This window comes from Pseudomonas oryzihabitans (genome assembly GCF_032027545.1).
GTDB lineage: Bacteria > Pseudomonadota > Gammaproteobacteria > Pseudomonadales > Pseudomonadaceae > Chryseomonas > Chryseomonas oryzihabitans_F.
In genome coordinates, this window is record NZ_JAVSJB010000033.1 from 1 (window position 1) to 22,611 (window position 22,611).

23 protein-coding genes and 1 pseudogene are annotated in these 22,611 nt (G+C 49.4%); 13 read left to right on the forward strand and 11 right to left on the reverse strand.

Going from position 1 to position 22,611, the window contains the following annotated elements; translation table 11 throughout:
- Positions 1 to 347 precede the first annotated feature (347 nt).
- Together mobA and traI are read left to right on the forward strand one after the other, a co-directional pair.
- Entirely contained in the window at positions 348 to 734 is a 387-nt protein-coding gene (gene mobA / locus RND78_RS26215) for a plasmid mobilization protein MobA (RefSeq protein WP_312732976.1), read from the forward strand.
- Entirely contained in the window at positions 724 to 3,132 is a 2,409-nt protein-coding gene (gene traI / locus RND78_RS26220; protein ID WP_312732978.1) for a TraI/MobA(P) family conjugative relaxase, read from the forward strand. The genes mobA and traI overlap by 11 nt, the downstream gene beginning before the upstream one ends.
- Positions 3,133 to 3,513: 381 nt before the next feature.
- Here traI and RND78_RS26225 read toward each other — a convergent pair whose 3' ends face one another.
- A complete protein-coding gene (locus tag RND78_RS26225) occupies positions 3,514 to 4,095 on the reverse strand; it encodes a hypothetical protein (protein WP_312732980.1) in 582 nt (193 codons plus the stop codon).
- Between the two features lie 356 nt (positions 4,096 to 4,451).
- Here RND78_RS26225 and RND78_RS26230 point away from each other — a divergent pair, with 356 nt between their 5' ends.
- The 5 genes from RND78_RS26230 to RND78_RS26250 are packed head-to-tail and all read left to right on the forward strand — an operon-like array spanning position 4,452 to position 8,579.
- Positions 4,452 to 7,031 carry a DotA/TraY family protein gene (locus RND78_RS26230; RefSeq protein WP_312732982.1) on the forward strand — a complete coding sequence of 860 codons (2,580 nt, stop codon included), beginning with the start codon at positions 4,452 to 4,454 and terminating at the stop codon, positions 7,029 to 7,031.
- 19 nt (positions 7,032 to 7,050) lie between these two features.
- Positions 7,051 to 7,542 carry a hypothetical protein gene (locus RND78_RS26235; protein ID WP_312732984.1) on the forward strand — a complete coding sequence of 164 codons (492 nt, stop codon included), beginning with the start codon at positions 7,051 to 7,053 and terminating at the stop codon, positions 7,540 to 7,542.
- Positions 7,543 to 7,577: 35 nt separating this feature from the next.
- Positions 7,578 to 7,709 (forward strand): hypothetical protein, encoded by a 132-nt coding sequence (locus RND78_RS26240; RefSeq protein ID WP_312732986.1) that lies wholly within the window; start codon positions 7,578 to 7,580, stop codon positions 7,707 to 7,709.
- Position 7,710: 1 nt separating this feature from the next.
- The gene (locus RND78_RS26245) at positions 7,711 to 8,319 is read left to right on the forward strand and encodes a hypothetical protein (RefSeq protein ID WP_312732987.1); all 609 of its coding nucleotides are present in this window, start codon (positions 7,711 to 7,713) and stop codon (positions 8,317 to 8,319) included.
- Positions 8,316 to 8,579 carry a hypothetical protein gene (locus RND78_RS26250; RefSeq protein WP_312732988.1) on the forward strand — a complete coding sequence of 88 codons (264 nt, stop codon included), beginning with the start codon at positions 8,316 to 8,318 and terminating at the stop codon, positions 8,577 to 8,579. The genes RND78_RS26245 and RND78_RS26250 overlap by 4 nt, the downstream gene beginning before the upstream one ends.
- Positions 8,580 to 8,592: 13 nt before the next feature.
- Here the strand turns inward: RND78_RS26250 and RND78_RS26255 are convergent, their stop codons facing one another.
- The 6 genes from RND78_RS26255 to RND78_RS26280 form a co-directional block, all read right to left on the reverse strand.
- Positions 8,593 to 9,486 carry an Abi family protein gene (locus RND78_RS26255; protein ID WP_312732990.1) on the reverse strand — a complete coding sequence of 298 codons (894 nt, stop codon included), beginning with the start codon at positions 9,484 to 9,486 and terminating at the stop codon, positions 8,593 to 8,595.
- A gap of 129 nt (positions 9,487 to 9,615) precedes the next feature.
- Complete coding sequence (locus RND78_RS26260) at positions 9,616 to 9,909, reverse strand: hypothetical protein (protein ID WP_312732992.1); 294 nt, start codon at positions 9,907 to 9,909, stop codon at positions 9,616 to 9,618.
- A gap of 191 nt (positions 9,910 to 10,100) precedes the next feature.
- Positions 10,101 to 10,418: a hypothetical protein gene (locus RND78_RS26265; protein WP_312732994.1), complete on the reverse strand. Its 318-nt coding sequence runs from the start codon at positions 10,416 to 10,418 to the stop codon at positions 10,101 to 10,103.
- A 178-nt stretch (positions 10,419 to 10,596) separates the two neighbouring features.
- Positions 10,597 to 10,965, reverse strand: a complete 369-nt coding sequence (locus tag RND78_RS26270; protein WP_312732996.1) for a histone-like nucleoid-structuring protein, MvaT/MvaU family — start codon at positions 10,963 to 10,965, stop codon at positions 10,597 to 10,599.
- A 79-nt stretch (positions 10,966 to 11,044) separates the two neighbouring features.
- On the reverse strand, positions 11,045 to 11,368 hold the full coding sequence (locus tag RND78_RS26275) for a hypothetical protein (RefSeq protein ID WP_312732999.1): 324 nt from the start codon (positions 11,366 to 11,368) through the stop codon (positions 11,045 to 11,047).
- 68 nt (positions 11,369 to 11,436) lie between these two features.
- On the reverse strand, positions 11,437 to 11,937 hold the full coding sequence (locus tag RND78_RS26280) for a hypothetical protein (protein WP_312733001.1): 501 nt from the start codon (positions 11,935 to 11,937) through the stop codon (positions 11,437 to 11,439).
- Between the two features lie 179 nt (positions 11,938 to 12,116).
- On the opposite strand from RND78_RS26280, the gene RND78_RS26285 reads away from it, so the two are divergent.
- The 6 genes and pseudogenes from RND78_RS26285 (at position 12,117) to RND78_RS26310 (ending at position 17,189) form a co-directional block, all read left to right on the forward strand.
- Complete coding sequence (locus tag RND78_RS26285; RefSeq protein ID WP_312733003.1) at positions 12,117 to 12,761, forward strand: recombinase family protein; 645 nt, start codon at positions 12,117 to 12,119, stop codon at positions 12,759 to 12,761.
- A 166-nt stretch (positions 12,762 to 12,927) separates the two neighbouring features.
- On the forward strand, positions 12,928 to 13,560 hold the full coding sequence (locus RND78_RS26290; protein WP_312733005.1) for a ParA family protein: 633 nt from the start codon (positions 12,928 to 12,930) through the stop codon (positions 13,558 to 13,560).
- Positions 13,553 to 13,879: a hypothetical protein gene (locus tag RND78_RS26295; RefSeq protein ID WP_312733006.1), complete on the forward strand. Its 327-nt coding sequence runs from the start codon at positions 13,553 to 13,555 to the stop codon at positions 13,877 to 13,879. Before RND78_RS26290 ends, RND78_RS26295 begins: the two co-directional genes overlap by 8 nt.
- 83 nt (positions 13,880 to 13,962) lie before the next feature.
- Entirely contained in the window at positions 13,963 to 14,256 is a 294-nt protein-coding gene (gene parC, locus RND78_RS26300; RefSeq protein WP_312733008.1) for a ParC family partition-associated protein, read from the forward strand.
- A gap of 257 nt (positions 14,257 to 14,513) precedes the next feature.
- A pseudogene (locus tag RND78_RS26305) lies at positions 14,514 to 15,620 on the forward strand (replication initiation protein); the annotation flags it as partial.
- A 780-nt stretch (positions 15,621 to 16,400) separates the two neighbouring features.
- Positions 16,401 to 17,189, forward strand: a complete 789-nt coding sequence (locus RND78_RS26310) for a hypothetical protein (protein ID WP_312733010.1) — start codon at positions 16,401 to 16,403, stop codon at positions 17,187 to 17,189.
- 233 nt (positions 17,190 to 17,422) lie between these two features.
- Here RND78_RS26310 and RND78_RS28575 read toward each other — a convergent pair whose 3' ends face one another.
- The 4 genes from RND78_RS28575 to RND78_RS26325 form a co-directional block, all read right to left on the reverse strand.
- On the reverse strand, positions 17,423 to 17,917 hold the full coding sequence (locus RND78_RS28575) for an N-acetyltransferase family protein (RefSeq protein WP_409457137.1): 495 nt from the start codon (positions 17,915 to 17,917) through the stop codon (positions 17,423 to 17,425).
- A gap of 222 nt (positions 17,918 to 18,139) precedes the next feature.
- Positions 18,140 to 20,128 (reverse strand): DUF3732 domain-containing protein, encoded by a 1,989-nt coding sequence (locus RND78_RS26315; protein ID WP_312733012.1) that lies wholly within the window; start codon positions 20,126 to 20,128, stop codon positions 18,140 to 18,142.
- Positions 20,128 to 20,646 carry a three component ABC system middle component gene (locus RND78_RS26320; protein WP_312733014.1) on the reverse strand — a complete coding sequence of 173 codons (519 nt, stop codon included), beginning with the start codon at positions 20,644 to 20,646 and terminating at the stop codon, positions 20,128 to 20,130. Before RND78_RS26320 ends, RND78_RS26315 begins: the two co-directional genes overlap by 1 nt.
- Positions 20,636 to 21,787 (reverse strand): ABC-three component system protein, encoded by a 1,152-nt coding sequence (locus tag RND78_RS26325; protein WP_312733016.1) that lies wholly within the window; start codon positions 21,785 to 21,787, stop codon positions 20,636 to 20,638. Before RND78_RS26325 ends, RND78_RS26320 begins: the two co-directional genes overlap by 11 nt.
- Between the last annotated feature and the right edge of the window lie 824 nt (positions 21,788 to 22,611).

The window sequence follows — 22,611 nt, forward strand, 5'->3', positions numbered from 1 at the left end:
GCTGCATAGTGGTTCTTATGTGGCTCTATGATGGCTGCATAGTGGTTCTTATGTGGCTCTATGGTGGCTGCATAGTGGTTCTTATGTGGCTCTATGGTGGCCGCATAGTGATTAATGTCATTTAAAGCCACTCAATATTTAGTGGTATCAGGATCAAGTCCTCGTATATAAAGGTGCAATTAAATACGAGAACGAGGACAGGGTGTGGTTTGAGCTACCGCGCACTGCGTGCGGGTAGCTCACCGGGTGGCCTCCTCGCTTCGCTCGTCATCCCCCCTAACCTGCCCTGCTCAGGGCTATGCCCCGAGACCCCGCCGCTCTGCGGCCATTAAAAGCGAGTATGTGCTATGGCCTCAAATGGTCGCTCTGGTTCGAGTACAAGAAAGCGTACGGTCGTCATTCATACCCGATGCCTGCCCGAAGAGGCGGAAGCGCTTAAGCAGAAAGCGGAAGAGGCAGCCATAACGCTTTCGATGTTCATTCGATGTGCAGGATTGGGACGTAGAATACGGAATCAATCTGACCGGATAATGTGTGCCGATATCAAGGCTATTGCCTCGCAGTTGCGCAGCTTAGGAGGCTTGCAAAAGGAGCTTTTCAACAGTAGCGGCGGGGCTTATTCGCAGCAAACCGCAGAGATACTAGTCGCGGTGAAGAAAGCTGTCCATGAGGCTACTTTGGCGCTCAAGCGTATAGCGCCTGATATCGAAGAGGCCGATGACGATGATCGGTAAGATCGGTGGAAGGCGTGGCGATGGGAAGACGAGTTTTCGTAGTCTATCGAAGTACATTAATAGCTTTCGTGAAGTTGTAGACCCAGATACAGGCGAAGTCAGTTTAGGATCTGTTGCAGTTGAGACAAATTGTCTTTCAGAGGGAACCGCCTGGATAGAAATGTGGGGCACATCTGTACGCAGTACACGGACGAAAGACCCGGTTATGCATCTGGTTATAAGCTGGTCAGAAGGCGAGAGTCCGACAGATAAGCAAGCGTTTGATGCTGGCCGTTTTGCGCTATCTGCCATTGGCCTTGAAGGCCATGAGTACCTGTCTGCTGTTCACCGGGACACTGATAACGCTCACCTACATATCATGGTAAACAAAGTCCATCCCGAAACACATCGCGTTCCTAAAATGTCGTTTTCTAAGTTTGCGCTTGACAAGGCGATGCGTCAGATTGAGATTGACCAAGATTGGAAGCATGATAACGGTCCGTTCTCGGTCATGGATGTGGACGGCAGAAAGTCGATAGACTGGACATATCAGAGCGCCTCGGATCGTCTCAGTGCGAAGAACGGAACCCGTGCGGATTTGCCAGAAAAGGCGCGACAACATGAAGTTTATACAGGCAACGAATCGCTAGCTGCCTATGCCAAAGCGCAACCCAAAAAAGATGCTGTCGAGCTACTGAAATCTGGTAATGCTTCGTGGAGTACTCTGCATGCAGTATTAGCCCGACATGGGCTTGAGTTTAGGCCGTCGAGCCAACGCAACAGCTCATTTTATGTGGTATCGTCTAGTGATACATCAAACATTCAGATAAAAGCGTCTGATATGGGTCTAGGCGGCGGCAAGCTGATAAAGCAGCTTGGCCCTTATGAGCCGTTGCAAGAGCGCTATTTAGGCCGTAATGAGGAAGAGGCTAAAACCTACAATAAATATCGCCCGTTACATGATCCGGCTAAGCGTGAAGAAGCACGGAATCAGAGAGCCAAAGATCGGGCGGAATTGCGCAGTAATTACGATCAGTTTGTCGCTGAGTGGCGTGTAGCGAAGGCACCGGCAAGAGCAGCGCTTAGCGAGCGTCAAAAACTACGTGGTAAGGCACTGACCGAGCAGCACAAAGCGCAGAGAGAGGCCATCAAGCGTAGTGGCCTTGATAGTATTCAACGCAAGGCGCTGTCATCCGTTGCGGCGTTCAACGCAGCGTCTGAACGATCTGAGCTGAAGGCTATAATCAAGGCTGAAAATGCGGCCTTCAGAAAAGAGAAGTACCCATCGTATAGAGATTGGATTGCAGATCGAGCAGAGACCGGTGATCCGGCAGCTATCGCGCAGCTTCGCGGCTTTGCCTACGCTGACAAGCGTAAAGGTAAGCATGCGCGGCAGCCAGAGGCCAAGGACGCTCAACGGCCATACTTCGCGTCGTCGTCGGATAGTAATCTTGATCCGGCACGGCCTATCAGGCTCTCAGAGCGCGTCACATGGGCCGTTGATCGCTCAACTGGAGATGTCGATTACTTAGTCAACAATCGCGAGGCATTCCGCGACGAAGGCCGACGCATCACGTTCAACAATGACAGCCGAAACGATGCTGATAGCATTGAAGTTGGCTTGTTGTTGGCTAAGGAGAAGTTTGGTGCCGTATCGGTGCATGGCGGGCAAGAGTTCAGGGATCGCGTTTTAGCTACTGCTGTCGAACGTCGTCTAGATGTGCGGTTCGCTGATCCTGTCTTGGAGCAGCAGCGTAAGGATGCAATCAGGGCCTGCATCGAGGGCGAACGCGTCGACAGACAGCCAGGTGCTGCTAGTGTCCAGCCACAGATCACTAGTGCTCCGCAGCCACCCGTTATGACCAGAGAAGAGGCAGAACAGCAGCTAGCTTCAAGGGAGCCAATCAAGCCTATCCGCGACCATGTTGAAATGGATGCTATCGATGCCGAGGTGATGAGGTATCGCTCCAACCTCGACCATTTACACTGCGAGGATTGGGGAGATCGACCAGATCCCGAAGCTGTTACAGGCTTTATCCGTCGCCACATGGCTAAAGCAAGGGCCATACAGTGGGATAAGGAATATGGCGAGAAGGTCGAACTTCCTACTGCCGTGCATCGAGACTACATGAATAGCGATCATCCAGATGCAGTCAAGTTCAGAGATGATGCCTGGAACATAGCTATCAATAAACACTGGGACTCGGTGTATGAATGGACCGAGAAAAACCATCGAGCAGAGCTAGCATTGATGACCAAAGATATATGGATGCCAGCTACAGAAGGCTTGGACGATCAGCGAGCATCGCGACAGGCTGAGGCCCAGCGGTTGCGGCAGCGTCAGGAAGAGCAAGAGCAAGAGCAAGAGCGTGAGCGTCGGAACTCACTCAACCGAAACACGCCGGATTTGGATATGTAAGGGTGGGACTATGCTCGAAAAAATGAAGTATGTATGGCGATTCGAGCCGGAGAGTCAGCGGTTTGAACAAGTATTGCCTCGGGCGGTTAAGGAAGAACCAGGCGTCTATTACGTTATCCGCGATGGCTATGGGGATCTATGGACACACGATCCCTGGGGGCGAAAGTGCCCGGCTCATTTTGAGCACGTAGAGGTTTGTGGGATGCAATTCGATAGAGATCAGTTTGATCCTGAGGAAGTGGACTCACAGAGGACCGACATAGAGCCACCCTTGCGTTCGTTGTTTCTAACGCGGCAGGAGGTCGAGGATCTACGCGCCGAGATGCGTCGAGATGGACAATGGATGCGCGAGGAACTGATTCGCTTGAAAAACGCTAGATCCTAAATGTCTTCGTCCGTGAGCTTGAGGCGGGCAATCAGCGTTTTGTGCCGTTCGGCAAGCATCTGATAGGCATGCTCCAGAGGCGTGTTGGCCTCATTGAGGCTAGGCAGTACCGGTAATCCTATCTCGGGTGGCGGCAGAGCTTCAGTCGTTGAAGGCTTGTGCTGTGACACCAGGTGACCTTTGCCAGCCGCTTCCAGAGCATCCATAAAGGACCGCAACGCGGAAAGGGTCTGTTCTCGCTCAGGCGTACTCAGCTCTCCGGCTCTTTCCTCCAAACCCGCAGTGGCATACCTCAACATCATAGGTAGGGCCTTCAGGGCGGCTTGCAACTGGCTACGTCTGAACCTAGCGTCATGACTAATGCGCCAAGCCTGCCACTCCCGGACTTCATAGGGGGTCAATAGCTCAACTGCGTGAGCAGGTAGCTCATCATCCCATCTGCCAATTGTGCAGACAAATTTTTGCCTCTTTGTCCCCCGTTCAGTCGTTTCGTCTATTGGCCGGTAACACTTCACAGAGTTGGATCGATACTGGATTCCCAGTGCCTTGTTCTCTTGATATTTGACCTTGAAAATCACGTGTCACCTTTTAGGTGCATCTGGCGGTGGATCGAGAGTCTACTTTACTGCGGTAGCTTGGTGAATACACAAAACGGTAGGTATCTAACCTATAAGTTGATTTTTGTAACGACAGAAATTTAACTTTTATCGATGTTATGCATAACGACGCTTTTCTAACCAATGCAGAGTGAGATTTTTTGAACCTTTTTTTAAAAAGTCTCTGCAAAAATATCTAATTAATTCAGAGGCTTATTGGTATGCCGTAAAAAATATAGGCGCTCTAGCCGTTTTAGTTCTTATTTACCCTTCCATAGGGGGTCTTTGTTAGATAGTATTTTTTGCATCACTTCATCGAGAGCATTACGATGGCAGGCATGCCCTTTTCTCCCTGCAATACCACGGATGGTACAAGTGGATGCGCTGACGCTAGTGTTGGCGTACTTAAAGCCGTCTTCGGGCCAGTAATTGATTCCTTAGCTGTAGGAAGTGATCCTCAGGAAGTAACTGCTAGCTCGAATGTCTTGGCATCTATGTTCGTCCAGTACAATTCGGGCCTACTAATCTTGGCATCTCTTTTCGTTTCGTATATCGCGATTGTTGGAGTCGCAAACACTGCGAACGAAGGCGAAGCGCTGGGTAAAGCCTGGAGTTCGTTATGGACACCGCTGAGGATAGTCTTTGGTGGCGGGGTTCTTTTGCCCGCTTCAAGTGGCTATTCCTTTATCCAGATAATCGTTCTAATGATCGGTCTGTGGGGTGTTGGCCTTTCCAATACTGTATTCAAGGCCGGTGTCGAGAACGGCATTATCAACGGTTCCCTAAGCAGTGTTAGCAGTCAGTTAGGTTTTGGCAGCGGTGCCAAGCCGAACCCGAATTATCCGCTTTACGACATTCGGCAATTCGGCCAAGCCTATCTAGCATCGAGCTGGTGTGCCTACACGCTGAATGCCATCTACAGCTCCTTGGGACAGCCAACCGCTGTGCAGGCCCTCCCTAAGGCAGACTCAACTAGCGATGATGGCCCAGGGCGAAAGGCTGCAACCTACCTATTCAAGGATCGAAACGCTACCACGAACCTTGGGGGTGGCGTTCCTGTTTGCGGTTCGGTCAAGGTCTATAGCTTTAGCGTTCCGACTGAGCTTGCCACGACCTCAACTTCAACAGGGTCGATCTACGATCCGAGCAGGATCTCTAGCAATGCCGCAGCGATGGCTGCCGTGCGGCACGCTGCTCTGAACGCCAAAATTGTCGCCATGAATAAAGTGATGGCCGATCTGGATGCCTGGGTGAAGACTTGGCCCAGTGATACCAGCCAGACCGGTTGGGATGCAGTCAGCAGCGACCGCTTCAACGTCATCATCAATCAAGCACAGAACACGTTGACGGAAAGCCTTGCGAGTCAGATGGCGAACGATACGACGCTGCATCAGATCATGGCGAAATACACAAATGACGTGACCAAAGATGGCTGGGCGATGGCAGGCGGCTTCTACCAGCGGCTTTCCGGTATACGACAGGAGATGGGCAGCATTTTCGCGGAGCCGGTAGCAGTGGCGACCCAGCCCGACCTCAATACCCTGCCCAGGGACTCAGCAGGCCAGTTGGCGGTCTCTAGCTATGGAACCGTCTATCAAGCCGTGATCAGCAAATCGCTCAATGGATCGAGCTATAAAGCCCCGGTTACGCCGAATGCGGCGGATATCAAAGCAGCCTTGGCTCCGGCTTCGCTAGATGATCTGAGCATCGATACGTTAGGTAGCCGCGGCGATAGCGTAATGAGCAACTTCATCGGCTGGGGGATGGAGCGGGTCACGGCAACGCTAATTGGCACGGACGGCGATGTAGATGCCATCGCTCGTATCAAGACCACCGGCGATGTGCTCGCGCTCATGCAGGCGTCCGCTGTAGCAACCAACAGAATTGTGCATACAGCGCTTTCAGGGGCTAAGGCGGTGGCGGCGAGTGTTGGGTCCGTCTCGTTCTTCGGATCGAGCATCAATGCCACGCCACTTGCCGATACGTTGCTGGAATGGGTGATATACAACTTCCTCACACCCCTGCTCGAAGTCGCTCAATGGGTAGGCGTCTTGGCGTTCTACTTCGGGGTGTTCCTACCTTCGCTGCCCTATACCATCTTTATGATTGCCGTGGTGGGCTGGGTTCTGGGCATTCTGCAATCGATTATCGCAGCGCCGCTATGGGCACTGATGCACATGACGCCAGAGCGGTCGTTTGTAGGGTCTCAGACCCAGGGGTATCTGATGCTGCTGTCCTTGTTCATCCGCCCTGTGCTGATCGTGCTGGGCTTGTTTGCGGCCATGACGATGGCCAATCCAATACTGATGTACATCAGCAAAGCGTTCTGGGCCATGCGTGCCGCGAACGTGACCAGCGCGGAGTCGCTGGGCTGGTTCGTCGAATTCTTCCAGTGGCGTAACTGGCTGATCATGTACGGTCTTCTGCTACTGCCAGTCATCTATATGGTTTTCGGACTTTCACAGACCTTACCTGATGTAGTGCTGAAATGGATCGGCATCGGTATCGAATCGATGGGATCAACACAGGCGACCGGTGAGATGCGATCCAATACCGAAAAGTTTGGACCTACACGCCCAATACAAGCACACAGAGTCGGAAGCGAAAATAAATATGGCCGTCTCGGTCGTAGCTCCGGTGATGATGGTAATGGCTCACCCGCTGGCTCTCCAGGCGGTGGAAGTAATGGGGGCGGTGGGAGCCGCAGTAATGCTACTGGATATAGTAAAGAATTATTGAGTGCAGGCCCCCAGGGAGTTTCAGCAGGTCAATCAAATTACGACGATTTTAAAGGCTTTGGTTTTTCATCCTCAGACCAGACGTCTACATCGAACAGTGCTCGAAAAAATAGTGACGTCATTTCTCCAGGTCCTCAAGGCATTAGTCCATCAAAAAACATGGACACCGATAAGCCTTAGTTAAAGTAGGGAGCAGAAAATGTCAGAATATGATTACCTAGCAGAAAGTACCGGAATCGCTATTGGTCGTAGGCAAGGAGAGCGTCAAGGATACGAGGCAGGTTTCAACGATGCAGACAGTCAATGGAGAAGCGTAAATCAAGAATGGCGGAATGCGCACGATGCTCTAAAGGCAGAGTGTGAAGCTCTGAGAAAAGAAAACACAAGACTTAGACAAACTATCGATGAAGGGAATTACGGATTAACCAGTTTCCATGTTATAGCGCTTTGCTTTTTGGATGCTTTGAAACATCTTTCTCCTAAAGTAAGAACAGAGGTGGCTTTTAGGTACTACCAGACTTCTAAGCAGTGGATACTGTCCAAGCATCTTCGCACAGTGCCTGCCGACGACCCACTTCTGCAAAAGCTTGCTCCACGAGTAGCTTCAGAGATTAATAGCTGGTGTAAACAAGAATTAGCAGCAGAACAAAGTAAAAGCAAAGAGGGTCCTGGCGGACAACCTAAAAGCTAAAATTTCTATTAAATATCCATTTTAGAGGAATAGCTATGACCAGTTCATCGCAGGATCTTGCTCGCCCTGAAAAAGAAATAATGGATATTTTGCTATCAGTAGCAGAAACCGTTTTAAGCCAAAAGAAAAAGAAACGTCGTAATCGCCGTATAAGGAAGGTGGCCTAATATGAAACTGTGGCAGCGCACAAAAAAAGCAGCTAAATTTTCATTTGTATCTATGCCGCTTTCCATATTGGGGTGGCGTAATATTTCAAATAACCACGAATATCTAAAGGACTTGGTAAGTTCCATAAGGAATCCCCATTGTCCTATGTGCGAAAAGGGTGTGATGCATGTTTCTAAGGATGCATCGCCAGATAGTAATGCCCTTTATCCGTGGACGTGCTCTGCTGGTTGCGGTTTTGCCGTGTTCACACAGAGGGATCAGGCATCCATCAATCAGGTGCTCTTACCTATCATTACGCAGAAGGGACGCGCGCAGCTCAATGGCATGAGCGAAGCTAAACAGGAGCAGCTTATACGCTCGCATACGAGGCAATCGCGAATGTTTTGGATACTGGCTGCTATGTGTTTTCTCCTAGCTCTTTACGATATTGCTTCAGCAGGCTTAACACCTAGCGTTATTGGTACGGTTTCAGTGGCATTTCCCTTCTCAATACTTGCGATCAAATGGAGCTACCGCGCTTGGCAAGTACGCACAGGCACGCTTTATGTGAAAGGAGCATTCAAGAAGTTTTTTCTACGCGGTCTATGGTTGCCAGGTGAAAAAATATGAAAGCACTAAATGATAGTGGTGATTCGGTAATTGATGATCTTGTTTATTGGATGGCGATTGAGTATGCAGTAGATCGATTTATTGAACATTCTAACGCAATAAAGGAGAAGGCAGCTTTAAAAGCAGGTCGCAAAAAACGGAATCTTTCAGTATCTCAAAACTTAGTTAAAGGTACGACTCGCATAATACGGCGTCGCTCAAGCGAAGCCAGGAAAAAAAGCAAGTCACTTTCAAAAACAAAAGCTCCGTTAGATAGTTAGACGGAGCGGCCACCTACCATCCATTAGAAGCTTTCCAATTTGCAGGAAAGCCCATAACCTGAAACAAGGCGCTACCGTATCTGTTTTCTAGGTCAATCAATCTGTTCTTGAAAGATCCATTGAATCCAATACTGGAAAGCAAAACATGCATCATGGTTAGCGCAGCATAAACGGATTTGTTATCGCTAAACTTTATATTTTTGTCTTTGTAATTTGCCGGGCTTACGCCTAGCTTTGTATGCACAAAGCGATCATGGTGCGCAGCCATGTTTCTTAGCACTGATAACGTATGAAGCCAGCTTTCAAAAACTTCCGGTTTTTGGATGCCAAACTTTGAAGAAATACTTTTTTTATCGGCGGGGTCACGTAGGATAGCAAAGGTTCTAGACCACATTCCGAGAGTAACGCACTCGCTCATGGCCCAGCTAGGAGGAAGATAAGGAGAGTCATATTTTGCGTAAAAAGAAGAAATAAATACTTTATCCTTCGATCTACCTACTTCGCGCTCTATTTTTGAAAGCATATCTCCCAGGCCAAAACTTTTGGTTGGTGTAAATATGTTTCTTTCTAAGTACCAATGTGGTGAATATTTCAGACTAAGATAGTTGCATATAATTGTTCTTACTGCGACTTCAAGACGTTCCACAGCTTCTAGAATTAACGCCCTTATTTCACGATCACACTCATAGCGATTGAGTATGATGTCGAGTGTTGTGCCAGCAACAAAATTCCCTGTATTGGGATCAATCAGTTGATACCAATAACCTTTAAGGCGGTAATGACCGATATAGTTGAGGTACTGGAGGGCAATCGGGTCGCTTGGCACCTGAAGGCCGTGCCTTTTCAGTTTGTCGAGTAGCGCTTGGGGGGTCGATGCGGCTTTCGCAAAAGGCTTCTTGGCGACCATGAAGACAAATTCCAGGCAAAAAAAACTCGCCTTTTGCACGCCTACTTTGCAGTAGGACCCTACCCGGTGGGTAGGACGTGTGGCGAGTGTGTTGATCTCAGGTTAACCGCCCGTGACGACACGGTCAACTCATTTTTGAGCAACGCTTTTATCTATCCAAGCGCGGATGGTGGCCTGCTGCTCGGGCGTCAGACGCTCCAAGGCCTTAGCCAGAAGCTCTATCACCTCCTGTTTGTCACTGGTGCGCGGCATCCAGTCATCAAGTACCGCGAAGTCTGGAGATCGGCCACGCATTACTGCGTCGAGGACGAGATCCGCCGTGGCTCGGGCGTGGCTTGCCGCGAACGCGGTAGTCCCCTCGTGTGGAATGCCAAGCGCCTTGAGCACCGAGGTGCAATCGTAGATACCGGCATCACCAAGCATCTCCATCGTATCCGTTGGACACCCTTTCCCCGAAATGAAAGACCGTGAGCGCTTCGTTCTAGAGCGAAAGAATGTTTGCTCCTGGTGCCAATCCCCTGTCCCGGTGGAGGACGGAAGATTGAGTGCTGCCATACCACCTATGTAGGTAAGCTTTGATGTAGGAGGTATGATGATCGGGGAAGGCCTTACCATTATTTAACTCTTGTTAAAATCTTTTTCTTGTTACGCATTGAGCTAGTGACGGTTCCGTCGCTATTCATATCTAATACTCTATCTTTTCCATTTTCAGTGACAAGCCGGGAATCTGTCTCTGGAATTACCTTCAGATCCAGATTCATCCAATCTGAGTCACCTAACTTTGAGACCGCTCTGTATCCATTATCTACTTTTTCAACAGTTATAACTTCGCTATCTTCTTTGTTTTCCCACTTCCCAACGAATTCAGAGCCCTTATCTTTGCATCCAATAAGCGCGAAGCAAAATATAACGCCTGCAAGAAGTTTTTTCACTGTAATCCTTAACCTTTTAAATTTTATTTGCGTGGCCGTTAACGGCGATAACAAGAGATGACATAATGTAAAATATGTAATATCTTATTTTGATAATAAACGAAACTGCCTACTAAAATTTCCTGTTTATGAGGCATGGGAGATGACGTCCGCGCCCTCCCCCATGCGTTACCAAAAATTACTCGGCGACCATCCAGCCCTCAACGATGTCTGCACCGTGCTCAGCTTTCCAAGCCTTCAGCACCTTGTGATTGCCGCCCTTGGTCTCAATCTGCTCGCCCGTGTGTGGGTGGCGATAGACTTTTGCAGTACGCGGACGACGCTTACCCTGCGTAACAGCAGGCTGGGGCCGGCCACGGGCAGCTTCAGGATCGAGGATGGTTATTACGCTATGAGCGTTGACTCCAAACTCTTCCATGAGGGCGCGCAGCTTATTTTCGAACTCGATTTCTTTGGATAGCTGGGAATCAGCTTTTAACTTTTCCAAAAGCTCCATCTGCTCGCGCAGCTGTCGCTCGGCTTCACGGAATTGGCTCAATCGAGACATAAAGTTCTCCTTTTAGTAATGTATCTGTCGTTTTATAAAATCAAGGCAACCAAAAAATTAGATTTACATGGGAATGGAATCAAAGATGCTTAATTACGCCCAATTTAAAAAATAAAGCTAGATAAAAAAATGGCCAAAACATGAGTGCGCGTAGCTTATTGCTTGATACATTTTCAATGGTGTTGTGAACTGGATGCCACTCGATCAAGCTACGCAACACTTTGCGGTTCATGATAAACCCAAAAACAAAGTAGGCAAAGAACGGAATGAATCCGGGGAACCATGAGATCGACGTAGCCAGCATCACCAAAAAGACGAAACTGACCAATAAGGTCGCATAGATACCAAGACCCTTTCTGACCGTCATTGGGATAGGTTGAGGTTGAAATTTTCCATCGGACATACATGTTTCTCCTTTACTTATAAAAATTGCCTATCATCTAGTCGGCAACAATCTTAACTAGGCTTCGCTCAATTTTCTCCACCGCTACCAAGGCGGCACTGGTCTACTGTAGCCGACCAATTCTGCTTCTTGCACTCTATGAACCAAGGTGAGGTGGCGGTTGGCGTAGCCTTCAAAACGTTGCGCTGAATCCACCAGCCTTCTACCTCGGCATCTTTTCGAGAAATTTCGCCTGGCTTGGTGCTCATGATCGCTCCGGCTTGCTGTGCGATCTTCTGAAGCTCAATCAGCTTTTGCTCAGCCTGGGCTTTGTTCATATCTGAATAGTGTTTTTGTGCGTAGGCCTCGGTACCACGACGAGGATACTGCTGCTGTGCCTTATCTTGGTACGGGCGCAGGCATGCTTCGCGATCACCCACGGTTGGGTATTTGCTACGTGGGCAATCTTTGATGCCTTGCTGGATCAAAGCACGACGTGCCGAATCGTCTTTCAGTGCTGCTTGGTCGATGTAGGAGGCAGCATAGGAAGCTAAAGGCAACATCAATAGCATCCCAAATAGTCTTTTCATTTAATCACCGATTGAGTGCCATAGCGGCTTTCTGATATTTGGTACACATAAATCAATACCACCCCTAAGCTAGGCTCATTTGGGCCCGTATCCTGAGCTAGGCGCATTTAGATCGGCATTGAGCTTGTGAGCTATTCTATGTCCATTAGGCACATTTAGGTATGCCCAAAGGAGCCAGGATGAACAGGACAAAACCAGCAGCAACCGTATCAATGGTGGCGCGGGTCTATCTGCGCGTCAGTACCGACGCACAAGATCTCGAACGACAGGAAGGAATCATCACGACCGCGAAGGCCGCCGGGTACTACGTTGCTGGCATCTATCGAGAGAAGGCCAGTGGCGCACGCGCTGACCGGCCAGAGTTATTACGCATGGTGGCCGACCTCCAACCCAGGGAGGTAGTCATTGCCGAAAAAATCGACCGTATTAGTCGCCTCCCCTTACCAGAGGCTGAAAAGCTAATAGCTTCAATACAAGCAACAGGTGCGCGGCTCGCGGTACCCGGCGTGCTAGATTTGTCTGACCTTGCTGCTGATGCTGATGGCGTTGCCAGGATAGTGTTGGAGTCTGTGCAAGCTATGCTGTTGCGTATGGCATTACAAACAGCGCGAGACGATTACGAGGAGCGACGTGAGCGCCAGCGCCAGGGCATCGAATTGGCGAAGAAAGCTGGAAAGTACCAAGGGCGGAGAGCTGATCCGAAGCTCCGCACACAGGTGATAGCTTTCCGCCAGTCCGGTCATAGCATCAATAGAACAGCTGAACTCGCTGGATGCAGCGCCTCCCAGGTAAAAAGGATATGGTCTGCGCATCAATCTAGATAGCTGCTAGATAGCTGCTAGACGGAAAAATATTTCTATCGACTAGATAGCAGCTATCTGCTATCTAGCTGCTATCTAGAAGAAATCTATAACATAGCTTTTATCTAGCTACTAGCTGATATTTTGACTAAGGTATCTGCTAACTAGCAGCTAGATAGAAGGTAGAGCCGTGGCAGCAATCGTTGCGTTCGTCTCCCAGAAAGGGGGAGTTGGAAAATCTACGTTGGCACGCGCCTTAGCTCGTGAGGCGGCTGCAGGGGGGTTGCGCGTAAAGGTGGCAGACCTTGATACCCAGCAGGGAACAGCCGTTGACTGGCATCGCCTGCGCTTATCTCAAGGCATTGAGCCTGTAGTGTCAGTCGAGGCGTTCGCTACGGCTGCTCAGGCCTTAGAGGTAGCAAATAACTATGACTTGCTCATTATTGACGGCCCAGCACGTACCAGTTCGGCGACCTTAGATATCGCTCGCGCAGCCGATTTGATCGTTCAGCCTTCCGGTGCATCAAGGGATGACCTTATCCCAGCTGTGCGTGAATTCCACGCACTTACAAAGGCTGGTGTTCAAAATGATCGGCTAGCCTTCGCTCTTAACCGTATAGGTACGCCAGCGGAAGAGGTCGCAGCGAGGGTCTATTTGCAGCAGGCGGGCTACACCGTATTGGATGGCAGCCTGCGTGACCAACCAGCCTATCGTGAGGCGCAAAATACAGGGCATAGCATCACGGAAACCCGCTTTTCAGGCCTGAATGGTCGTGCAGATACACTCATTCAATCCCTCATTGATCGGGTGACAAATGGCTGATGTATCCAAGCTAAAGCTGAAAGGGCGGCGTGAGGAGCTAGGTGTACCACCATCGTTAGAGGAGGCGAGCACGAATCTGACCGCGCCGGAAGTTGCGCCGGCAGCGCGTCCGGTAAACCCAGCTCCACCAAAGGTCGCGGAGCCCAAGCCAAAGATCGACGGACGCAGTGCCCGAAAAACCAACCGTACGGTGCAATTTGCTACGCGCGTTACGCCCGAATGGGACGCCCGGATCCGCGCCTTAGCGCAGAACGAAGGTGTGTTGTTGGTCGAAATCCTAGAGAAAGCTTTAGACCGCTACGAAAGAGATAGCAGCTAGCTTGCAGCTATCTAGCAGCTACATAAACGGAATTCGGCGTGTGCATTTTTCATTAATGCTGGACGCTGCTACGCAGGTGGTGCATGATCACGTTTGATTCGAAAGCCGTTATCAATCCGACAGCTTTCAAAGAGGTCGTTTTGGTAGGAGGCGTACAGGGTGCAACTGTCGCTGTAGCAGAGAAGGGCCTGGTTTTGGCTCTTCGGATTGCTGGCGACAACCGCATCCTAGGGCAGTATCGAGGTGGCCCACGATACTTCCGCACCATCGATGCGGCAGCATCCCTGCTGATTCAGCACGGAATCTACCGATTCGAAGCGGAAGTCGCAGGCTGGAAGCCCAAAACACTGATGCGGAAAGGCGAATTTAGCGATTAGAAGCAAATAGCAGAAACCAAAAAGCCCAGTGGGCAACTGGGCTTTTTGGTCAACACATAGAGCAGGCTGAATTCTTGGCGGAAGCGGCCTACTCATCGAGCAGATGGTTAGATTATGGCTAGCTATGCGCATGCGCGCAAGAAAAAGATAGAGCCAGTAGCTGACCGCCTGTTGCCTTTCCGGTAACAGGCGTGGTTATCAAGGCTTCCCAAGCGGCACCGGCCAACGATGCGCCAAGCTTTGCCCATGGCTCCGCTATGTGGCGAGTACTTGAAGAAGCGCCGTATATGGCCCGTTGTAGCGACGACAAGACCGCTACCCGAGTACGCCCCCGCGAGCACGCGATCAGATACCCCTACATGCAGGTCAATCGGCCTGGCATGGTGGCGTGGCTTATTTTCGATCTAGACCACAGTAATTCGCTCGCCTGGAGCGATTCGGGGCTTCCTGCGCCGAACCTGGTTGTTCGCAACCGGCAGAATGGTCATAGCCACCTGTATTACGCGATTCATCCGGTCTGCACCTCGGAACACGGTCGATCTAGGCCAATCCAGTACATGAAGGCTGTCTATCAGGCTTGTGCAGCGGTCTTGTCTGCTGATCCTGAATACAACAGCGGCCCGGTCGCGAAAACGCCCGGTCATCCGTGGTGGCAGACGAGCGAACTGCATAACCATATCTATGACCTGAGCGAACTGGCCCAAGAGGTCGAATTGACCAACTCACGGCCCTGGATCAAAGGGCCGCGACTTGAGTCCTCTAGTCACAGTAGGCATTGCCTGTTGTTCGAGCGCCTTCGTTATTACGCCTATAGCCGCGTCATCGCCGCGAGAGAGGCCGGCAGCTTCGAGGCCTTTGTTCGGCAGCTGGAGGCTCACGCCTTCAACTGCAACCGATTCAAGGCCCTGGGATTCTCTGAAGACCTGCCCATTTCGTCGTTACGCGCTACGGTCAAGTCGATTGCCCGCTGGACGTGGGATCGATACCAAGGCGGCGGTAGCTGTCATCGAGGGGTGATGCAGCTGGATAAAAGCCTGCCGCTGGAAGAGCGGCAGCGACAGGCTGCCAAGCGCACGCATGCGCTTAGGGTCCAGGAAGGCGAATCCAAGATCCGTAAAGCCTGCAACGAGCTATGCCAGGCCGGCCAGCCTCTCACATTCACCGCTGTAGCGGCTCAGGCAGGCCTAAGCCGACAGACCGTCGCCAAACACCGCCACGTCCTATCCGAGCCCGGCCGCGCACCTGTGACTGAGCTTGCGGCCGCGTCGAAGCCAACCCAATCCAGTCCCCAGCTGACCACTGCAACGCGGCCGGAGGCTCTGAAATTTCCGCACGTTAAGCTTGCTGTACATCAGGTACCTGCGGCGCGTAGCGCGACTGTTTATCGACCTCTTCAGAACCTCGCAACTCTGACGGGGGGTGTTCCTATACAGCGGACCCCTCCCCTCCAGATTGATCGCCTGTTTTTCAGAGGGTTTCACTACCCCATTCCCTCAAGATTCAGGGGTGGTATTCCAGACAGCTTCAAAAGCAAGATCGTGGGGCTCTACCCCACCCCCGGTCTCGCTTGCGACGCGGCGGGGGTGCCTGACGGAAGAGCTGTCAGACACCCCCTTGCAAAGCTTCTGGAACGTGCGGCTGTGCATCAAGGGTTGCTGCGCTGGTGATCCTCACCCGTTCGGTGCTCGGGCCGATACAGCCGGCCCTGTGCTCCGCTGCGGCCTCCGGTCCCCCCCTTGACCCACAGCCGCACAAGCAAACAGCCGGATTGGGCAAATTTTGGCGGGCCTAATGGTGACGCTGCGTGAGATCCAGCGAGATTACCCTTGCCTAGGGGCTCAGATTTCGCGCTATACGCTTCAAGTTGGCTGGTTAATGCTGTTGACTCACCGGTACTGCTGTGTGGTTCCGGTTGGCTCGATGTAGGGTGCCTACAGAATCCAGAAAAATCGTATGCTAAGCCTGTGACCTGTCAGGTTCAGATCACATAGGATGCCGCCGAGGCGTCAGAAAATGCTGTCGGTTTCCGAAACAAGTGCGACTCCTCGCTGGCGGAGGGTAAACTCATGCTTTTATAATTCTGACGATTGATAAATGGCTCCGTGCTCCATAACATCAGAGCACAAAGCCATTGAGAGCAAGGCATGGAAACCGTTTGGGCGAAATTGCTCAGTCCTATACTAAAGGTATTATTGGAACCGATCTGGCGAATCCTTATAGGGTACTTTGCACCTAGATTTTTATGGACGAGTTGCTTTAAACGCGCAGCGATCAGCGCTAACGTCGATCCAAAACTAGCACTTGCCTTGGCAAATGCTCCCTCTCTCACACGCCTCATGATCAATACGTTCAAATCCGATCGCCCCGTACCTACAGCCACTGATTTTGCTGTATCTCTGCTATTCGAACTTCATGAGCTAGGTCTGGCTGCGAGTGAGAAACCGTCATCTGCAAATATCAGGCACTTCGCAGTGGATGTACGCCGAGCCTGGATTAACGGTTTGATAAACAACTCGATATTAAGAGGCCGTTTTCAATCGATCCGAGACGAGCATCCCGCAAAATCTATCGCGGTGAACTCTTCCTGCCTTGATGTGCAAAGTCTGGATTTAGACGATCTGAAAGCACTGCAATGCTGGTATTTTGAAAGTTTCTCGGTTCCAGACGCGACCGAGGTCGTGTGTATATGGCTTCCAGACCATGAAGGGATTGTCCATTACGATGCGCAGAAAAGTCACAGAATTGAAGTCGCACTTAACACGTCAACTGGAGCGGATCGAGGCTTTTTTCGAGTCGGATATGACTACTCAATAAAGCGAACCGGCGATCATCTCCACGTGTGCTTCTTGAATACTCAGACAGAGATGGAGGCCGGACACTTTGGTCGCTATTGTGTAGGGAGAGCAACTAAAACAACTCTGTGGGCTCGATAATCATAATTCACATCTGACGTCTATCACTGCTGGGAGCCGCAGGGCTCGTCTGTCCTAAGTGTCTGCTTCGAGTCGGGTGCCACAGGTCGTGGCTAGCGGCACTCGACCTAAAGCTGCCGTTGCAGTAAGGCAGCTAGCGCCAGTTGCAGCCGTTTGCTGTCTGGAGAAACCGTAAACGTTCAGTCATCACATATCGATAATGTCGGACCCTGACTTTGGAATCCAAATAACAATCAGAGCGATAGTCGCATTTTAATGGGCTGTTCGAGCTTGCCACACGCAAGCGTGCACGGCGGAAGGTCTTCGAGGTGGGCGAAGCAAAACTTTTCGTAAAGTATCCTGGCAGGCTTGTTTGACTCAAAGACACTGAGATCTACTGAGGTGAAGCCTGCATCTCGGCAATGCTCAATTACGGCTGAAAGGAGAGCAGAGCCATGGCCATTGCGGCGATACTCTCGCTTCACTTGCATCCCTAGAACCCCGATGCTATCGCTACCGCTGGATTGGCAGAAGCTTTCCGGGTAGGCCTCCGCCGAGCCCACTATTAGACCGTTATGTTCAATAACGTATACAGGCCAACATTTGCTTACAGCTTTCATTAATGCTCGTTCTATTACCTCTAAAGGGGGCGGAGTCGAGCGAGCCGAGTAACTGCCTTCGGCATTCACTTCACAAAAAAGCGCGTAGAATCCTTTGATGTCACTTAGGGTGATTTTTCTAACTTCCATTTTCACCTCATCAATAGGTACCAGTACCTGGCTAGCTGAGGATCACATTCGAACGCCAGATGAGAAGTACCAGCTTAGAAATTTCACTGGACTTCCGGGTTCGCTAACGCATCAGCACATTCTCGAAAAAAATTGGCTACAAGCTACTTATTTTACGTGTGACGAGCTTGTTGTGCAAAAGAAACTTGCTAATCAGTATCGCTTTAGCTTTTCTCTGTTGCGCTAATCCGTCATCCAATGGCTAGGAATTAATTTTTTCCCATTACGCCACACATCCACTTCATGAACGTCAGCGATTCCGTCATAGATATCCATGCCTGCATGATCCAGCACAATGCATTGCCACTTTCCGCCCATAGCTCCGACCGAGTCCGAAAGGGTTTTGAAAATGCCTTTAACTGCATCAACATCTTCGTCAAGATAGTTGTGCTCTTGATCATTCGAGTCTTGACTAGCTCGCCTAGTTTTAGGGAAATAGACCTGACTAGGCTGATCAAAAACTGCGAAAGATGGAACACAAGAATCCTTCAAATCATTCAAAAATTCATGGAGCGCGCAAATGAATGCAATATGGAAGGATAACCAATTGGAAGCGCTTCCTACCTCAGATAGAAAATGCCAGTCATTATCATTGCTAAGTACTTTTAAGCTCAAATCTTTTATCGAAAATTTAGGGGGAATTTTCTTATATTTGCTTTCAACATCCAAAGACTGAAGCCGAAAGAGAGTTTTTAACTCAATCTGGCTTAGAGCTGTCTCAATTCTTTTTTCGACAAGGCCAGGTTTTATCTTAAGCTTAAGCTCTGCCTCTTCATTTTCTAGAGATTCAATTTCCTTCCCTGTTTCGTTTTTGCTAAAGAGATTTTCAAAAGTGGTTAAGGATGCCTTCAGATGGCCTAAGAATAAAAACATGTTTTTTCTTCTGGCGAAATTCTCTGAAAGTTCTTTGTTCCTAGAAATCCTTAGATCCATTCTGCTGGAAATTGCAGCTCGTTTCTCCAAGGCTACATCTAATTGACGCTTTAAGAGTTCTTCCTCACGAACAAATGTAGTTGGTATTGTTTTTGTTTTTTTGAATTCAAGTTCAGCTTTTTCAAAGGCCGTGGCTATTTTTCCTATCTCAATGGTTGATTTAATGTGGCCGTTCTCTCCGCATACTGGGCAGGGGGAATGATTGGCTGAGATATCTTTCAACCATTGAGAGATATGAAGACGGTCAACCCTTTTTTTTGTGCTTGCACCGTAAGAAGTGAAGCTTTCTCTTAAGCGAGCCAGATCGCGGAGCCTTTTTTTAACTAAGCTTATCTCGTCACTGATTTCATCCTCGCGCTTTTCTAGGGCAGTAATTACTTCGTTAGCCTGTTGAATCGCTCTGTTGGTGATTTTAGGGTGTTCTAGGTCTGTATCTACAATTAATTTGGCGATCTGAATTAGAACTTCTGGATCAGTAGATTTTCCTGTATCTTCAGGGACTAAACCATATTGTCGGGCCACCTCGATTTGGCCAGCCATATTATCCAGCCATTTCTGAGATACTTTTTTAGATTTTTCGTCTTCGCGCCTTAGTTGTGCTAGCTTCGCCTGAATGGCTGAAAGCTGATGACGCGCAGTAAGAGTTTCTAAATTTTCAGCTCCTAGAATATAAGGAAACCAATTTTTGAGTCGCTCTCTGTATTCGAATCCGTGCATTTTGTAGAACAGGATATTCTGGCTGGCTACGACGTCCTGGCTCTGAAAAGTCAGAGTCGTCACATCTCTGAAGCCAAGCCGCTCTTGAAAGGGACGGTTGTCTTCTGGTGCAGATAACCTTAAATAAGGGGTTCCAGAAATTGTATTTAAAATAAACTTTACACCATCTAAAGACTCGTTAGCTTCCAGTATCTCATTCGGGATCGTGACGCTTGCAGCACGTTCTATATAAAACTCTCGCGATGCCTCTCTACCTGAGGGACCACGCCGCGCTAACAAGAGCTGTTCTTCATCAGACTCTACGATGATCCCATACCACATCGAATGATCTCGAATAGTATCAATGGGGATCTGGCATTCAGAAGATGCTAAGCAATAATCAATAATCGGTATAATTGCAGATTTGCCCGTTCTCGACGCGCCAGTGATTACGTTAACCTTGCCCTTTTGGAACTTAATAACCTGAGGTTTGTGTAAGGTTTTTTTAGGCCAGATTATTAGGCGGATAATTTGAAAATTCATTACAGTGTTACCCGCAAGTAATTAGCGATAGTGAATGTGTCATGCGCTGAAAACCAGTTTCCCAGTAGGCGAGCCTTGGCTCCATAGCTCTTCACAGTTGCTTTCAGGGTCTTTCCATGGCTTGGTTTTTTTCTCAGATTTACTGGATAAATGATAGCGCTCTCAGTATCCCATACAAGAAGTCCCGCTTTAATAGCGGCATCTATAGCTTCTAAGGTGTGATGTTTGCGCTGGTTTATCCTGTCTTGCAAAGACAATAACTGGTCGGTCAGCCTGTTCTCTTCGAGACCTAAAGTATATGATTGTAAGCTTCTACGTTTGTTACTAACATACTTTGCTAGCCTTGGGTTTGTTAGTAGTGCAAGAGCAATGAAGTGAAGAATTCCTATAGGTGAGCTGTTATCAGGGTGCGCTTCTTTATACCCTAGTGTGAATTCCCAAAGCAGATATGCGCTAAATAAGGGGGTATTCCACTCACGAACTTCTTCAGCTAGTAAGCTATCCTGGTCATTTTCCATTTTTTAATCTCGACTCCCAGTCTTCATGCCAGCCCAGTTTCAATCCGTTTGCTAGGGCATGATAAGTGCCGGCTACTGTTGAATCAGGAAGTTCGCTATTTTTGATTTTTTCTTGGCGAATTTGACATTGATTATAAAGCAGTCTGCCCCTTTCTACTGGGTTAAGCTCTTTATTGGTTATTTTTATAGTGCTTTTAGCGCTCTTCCAAAACCTATGGAGCCTGGTTTCGAATTCCGCTGCGGAAATTTCATCCAAAAGCTCATTTTCGATCCATCGATCCCTATTAGTTCTCGCTTTCAAAAAATCAGTTACTGCTCCAAGCAAGTCTTCATGATCGCATCCAACGAGCTCGGCTTGCAGAAGGTATCTCGGGCGTAGCGATATTTGAAATTTGATCTGATCCTCTGATGGAGGAACTTCTAAGGTGAAGTCAATCAGTTCAAGCCGTCTCGCTTGCTCAAAACGTTCAAGAAATGCGGCATTAAAATCTTCCCAACTGATTCTAGCATCTTTTTTTTGACTTATTTTGTTGGTGACATTGCGTAGAATCCAACCGCCCAAGTGAGTAGCCAGATCTTTGATTGATTTAGCTGGTACGTGTAGCTTCTTTAGCAACGCCTCCACTTCGTCAAATCCATCTCCGCTGCCGGTTTCTAAGGTGAAGTTTTCGATAATCTTTTTAAGGATTGGTCTATTCTGATTTATCACATTTTCATAATACATCCAGGCGACGTGTTTCTGATCAATATCGCTCATTTTTACGATGGCGTTATCTAAAGCCTTTTCAATTTCGTCAGCCGAGTTTGCCGAATGAAAGGCATCAGCAATGCCTTGTCGTCCAGATTTATTTCTAAATAAAATAAATTTGGTTTTTTCTATATCTAGCTCGCCCGTTTTAACGGCGTCGGTCCAGTTCGATAAGGTTTTCCAAAGATCACTGGATTTGTCAGTCACAGGATTGCTGTTCACCGAAGACTTGTCTTCTTCGGCGGTTTTAGAGCCATTACTATGGATAGTCGCAACATCCCCATGGACCTCAACGCAAACGACACTTCCTGGAGTACAATTAAGAAGGTGGCATAGCGCTCTAGGGAATTGAATTGTGAAGCCTAACAGCTGGCCGGGGGCATTCTCACTCACCGTGGCTACCTCGTCGTCCTTGTAATGCCATCTGGCTGGCATTTTGCGTCAACATGGTACGGGTCGTCACTATTTTATCTGACAGGCTTGTGAGTGCAGCATAGCCATCCTCCATGGATTAGCCATTCATCCATGTGGTCGACCACGGCAATGAGTTCTTCGCGATCTCTTAGCAGGTCAGTCATGACGTTGAGAGATCGGTAGCAAACGTAAGGGCAGACTTATGCATCAGGCAGACGGACCGCCTGTGGCCGATTGGTGCCTTTCTTGAATGGCAGCTATGCGTCGATTGCTGTCATTGGCTGATTTCGGTTCAATTGTTTACAAAGTTTCGCAGCAATCTCGGAAACCGACAGAGGTACCGGTGAGGCAACACTTGGGCTAGGCCTGCGCTAACCGGCTGACTTGAAGCGTATAGCGCGAAATCTGAGCCCCTAGGCAAGGGTAATCTCGCTGGATCTCACGCAGCGCCACCATTAGACCCACCAAAATTTGCCCAGTCCGGCTGTTTGCTTGTGCGGCTGTGGGTCAAGGGGGGGACCGGAGGCCGCAGCGGAGCACAGGGCCGGCTGTATCGGCCCGAGCACCGAACGGGTGAGGATCACCAGCGCAGCGGCCCTTGATGCACAGCCGCACGTTCCAGAAGCTTTGCAAGGGGGTGTCTGACAGCTCTTCCGTCAGGCGCCCCCGCCGCGTCGCAAGCGAGACCGGGGGTGGGGCAGAGCCCCACGATCTTGAGAGCTTGTAGCTCTATGGTGGCCGCATAGTGGTTCTTATGTGGCTCTATGATGGCTGCATAGTGGTTCTTATGTGGCTCTATGATG

What these genes read in the sequence shown, in the direction of transcription:
- mobA (WP_312732976.1), top strand. Translation starts at nt 348, where the DNA reads ATGGCCTCAAATGGTCGCTCTGGTTCGAGTACAAGAAAGCGTACGGTC.
- traI (WP_312732978.1), top strand. Translation starts at nt 724, where the DNA reads ATGATCGGTAAGATCGGTGGAAGGCGTGGCGATGGGAAGACGAGTTTT.
- RND78_RS26230 (WP_312732982.1), top strand. Translation starts at nt 4,452, where the DNA reads ATGCCCTTTTCTCCCTGCAATACCACGGATGGTACAAGTGGATGCGCT.
- RND78_RS26235 (WP_312732984.1), top strand. Translation starts at nt 7,051, where the DNA reads ATGTCAGAATATGATTACCTAGCAGAAAGTACCGGAATCGCTATTGGT.
- RND78_RS26240 (WP_312732986.1), top strand. Translation starts at nt 7,578, where the DNA reads ATGACCAGTTCATCGCAGGATCTTGCTCGCCCTGAAAAAGAAATAATG.
- RND78_RS26245 (WP_312732987.1), top strand. Translation starts at nt 7,711, where the DNA reads ATGAAACTGTGGCAGCGCACAAAAAAAGCAGCTAAATTTTCATTTGTA.
- RND78_RS26250 (WP_312732988.1), top strand. Translation starts at nt 8,316, where the DNA reads ATGAAAGCACTAAATGATAGTGGTGATTCGGTAATTGATGATCTTGTT.
- RND78_RS26255 (WP_312732990.1), bottom strand. Translation starts at nt 9,486, where the DNA reads ATGGTCGCCAAGAAGCCTTTTGCGAAAGCCGCATCGACCCCCCAAGCG.
- RND78_RS26260 (WP_312732992.1), bottom strand. Translation starts at nt 9,909, where the DNA reads ATGCTTGGTGATGCCGGTATCTACGATTGCACCTCGGTGCTCAAGGCG.
- RND78_RS26270 (WP_312732996.1), bottom strand. Translation starts at nt 10,965, where the DNA reads ATGTCTCGATTGAGCCAATTCCGTGAAGCCGAGCGACAGCTGCGCGAG.
- RND78_RS26275 (WP_312732999.1), bottom strand. Translation starts at nt 11,368, where the DNA reads ATGTCCGATGGAAAATTTCAACCTCAACCTATCCCAATGACGGTCAGA.
- RND78_RS26280 (WP_312733001.1), bottom strand. Translation starts at nt 11,937, where the DNA reads ATGAAAAGACTATTTGGGATGCTATTGATGTTGCCTTTAGCTTCCTAT.
- RND78_RS26285 (WP_312733003.1), top strand. Translation starts at nt 12,117, where the DNA reads ATGAACAGGACAAAACCAGCAGCAACCGTATCAATGGTGGCGCGGGTC.
- RND78_RS26295 (WP_312733006.1), top strand. Translation starts at nt 13,553, where the DNA reads ATGGCTGATGTATCCAAGCTAAAGCTGAAAGGGCGGCGTGAGGAGCTA.
- parC (WP_312733008.1), top strand. Translation starts at nt 13,963, where the DNA reads ATGATCACGTTTGATTCGAAAGCCGTTATCAATCCGACAGCTTTCAAA.
- RND78_RS26310 (WP_312733010.1), top strand. Translation starts at nt 16,401, where the DNA reads ATGGAAACCGTTTGGGCGAAATTGCTCAGTCCTATACTAAAGGTATTA.
- RND78_RS28575 (WP_409457137.1), bottom strand. Translation starts at nt 17,917, where the DNA reads ATGGAAGTTAGAAAAATCACCCTAAGTGACATCAAAGGATTCTACGCG.
- RND78_RS26315 (WP_312733012.1), bottom strand. Translation starts at nt 20,128, where the DNA reads ATGAATTTTCAAATTATCCGCCTAATAATCTGGCCTAAAAAAACCTTA.
- RND78_RS26320 (WP_312733014.1), bottom strand. Translation starts at nt 20,646, where the DNA reads ATGGAAAATGACCAGGATAGCTTACTAGCTGAAGAAGTTCGTGAGTGG.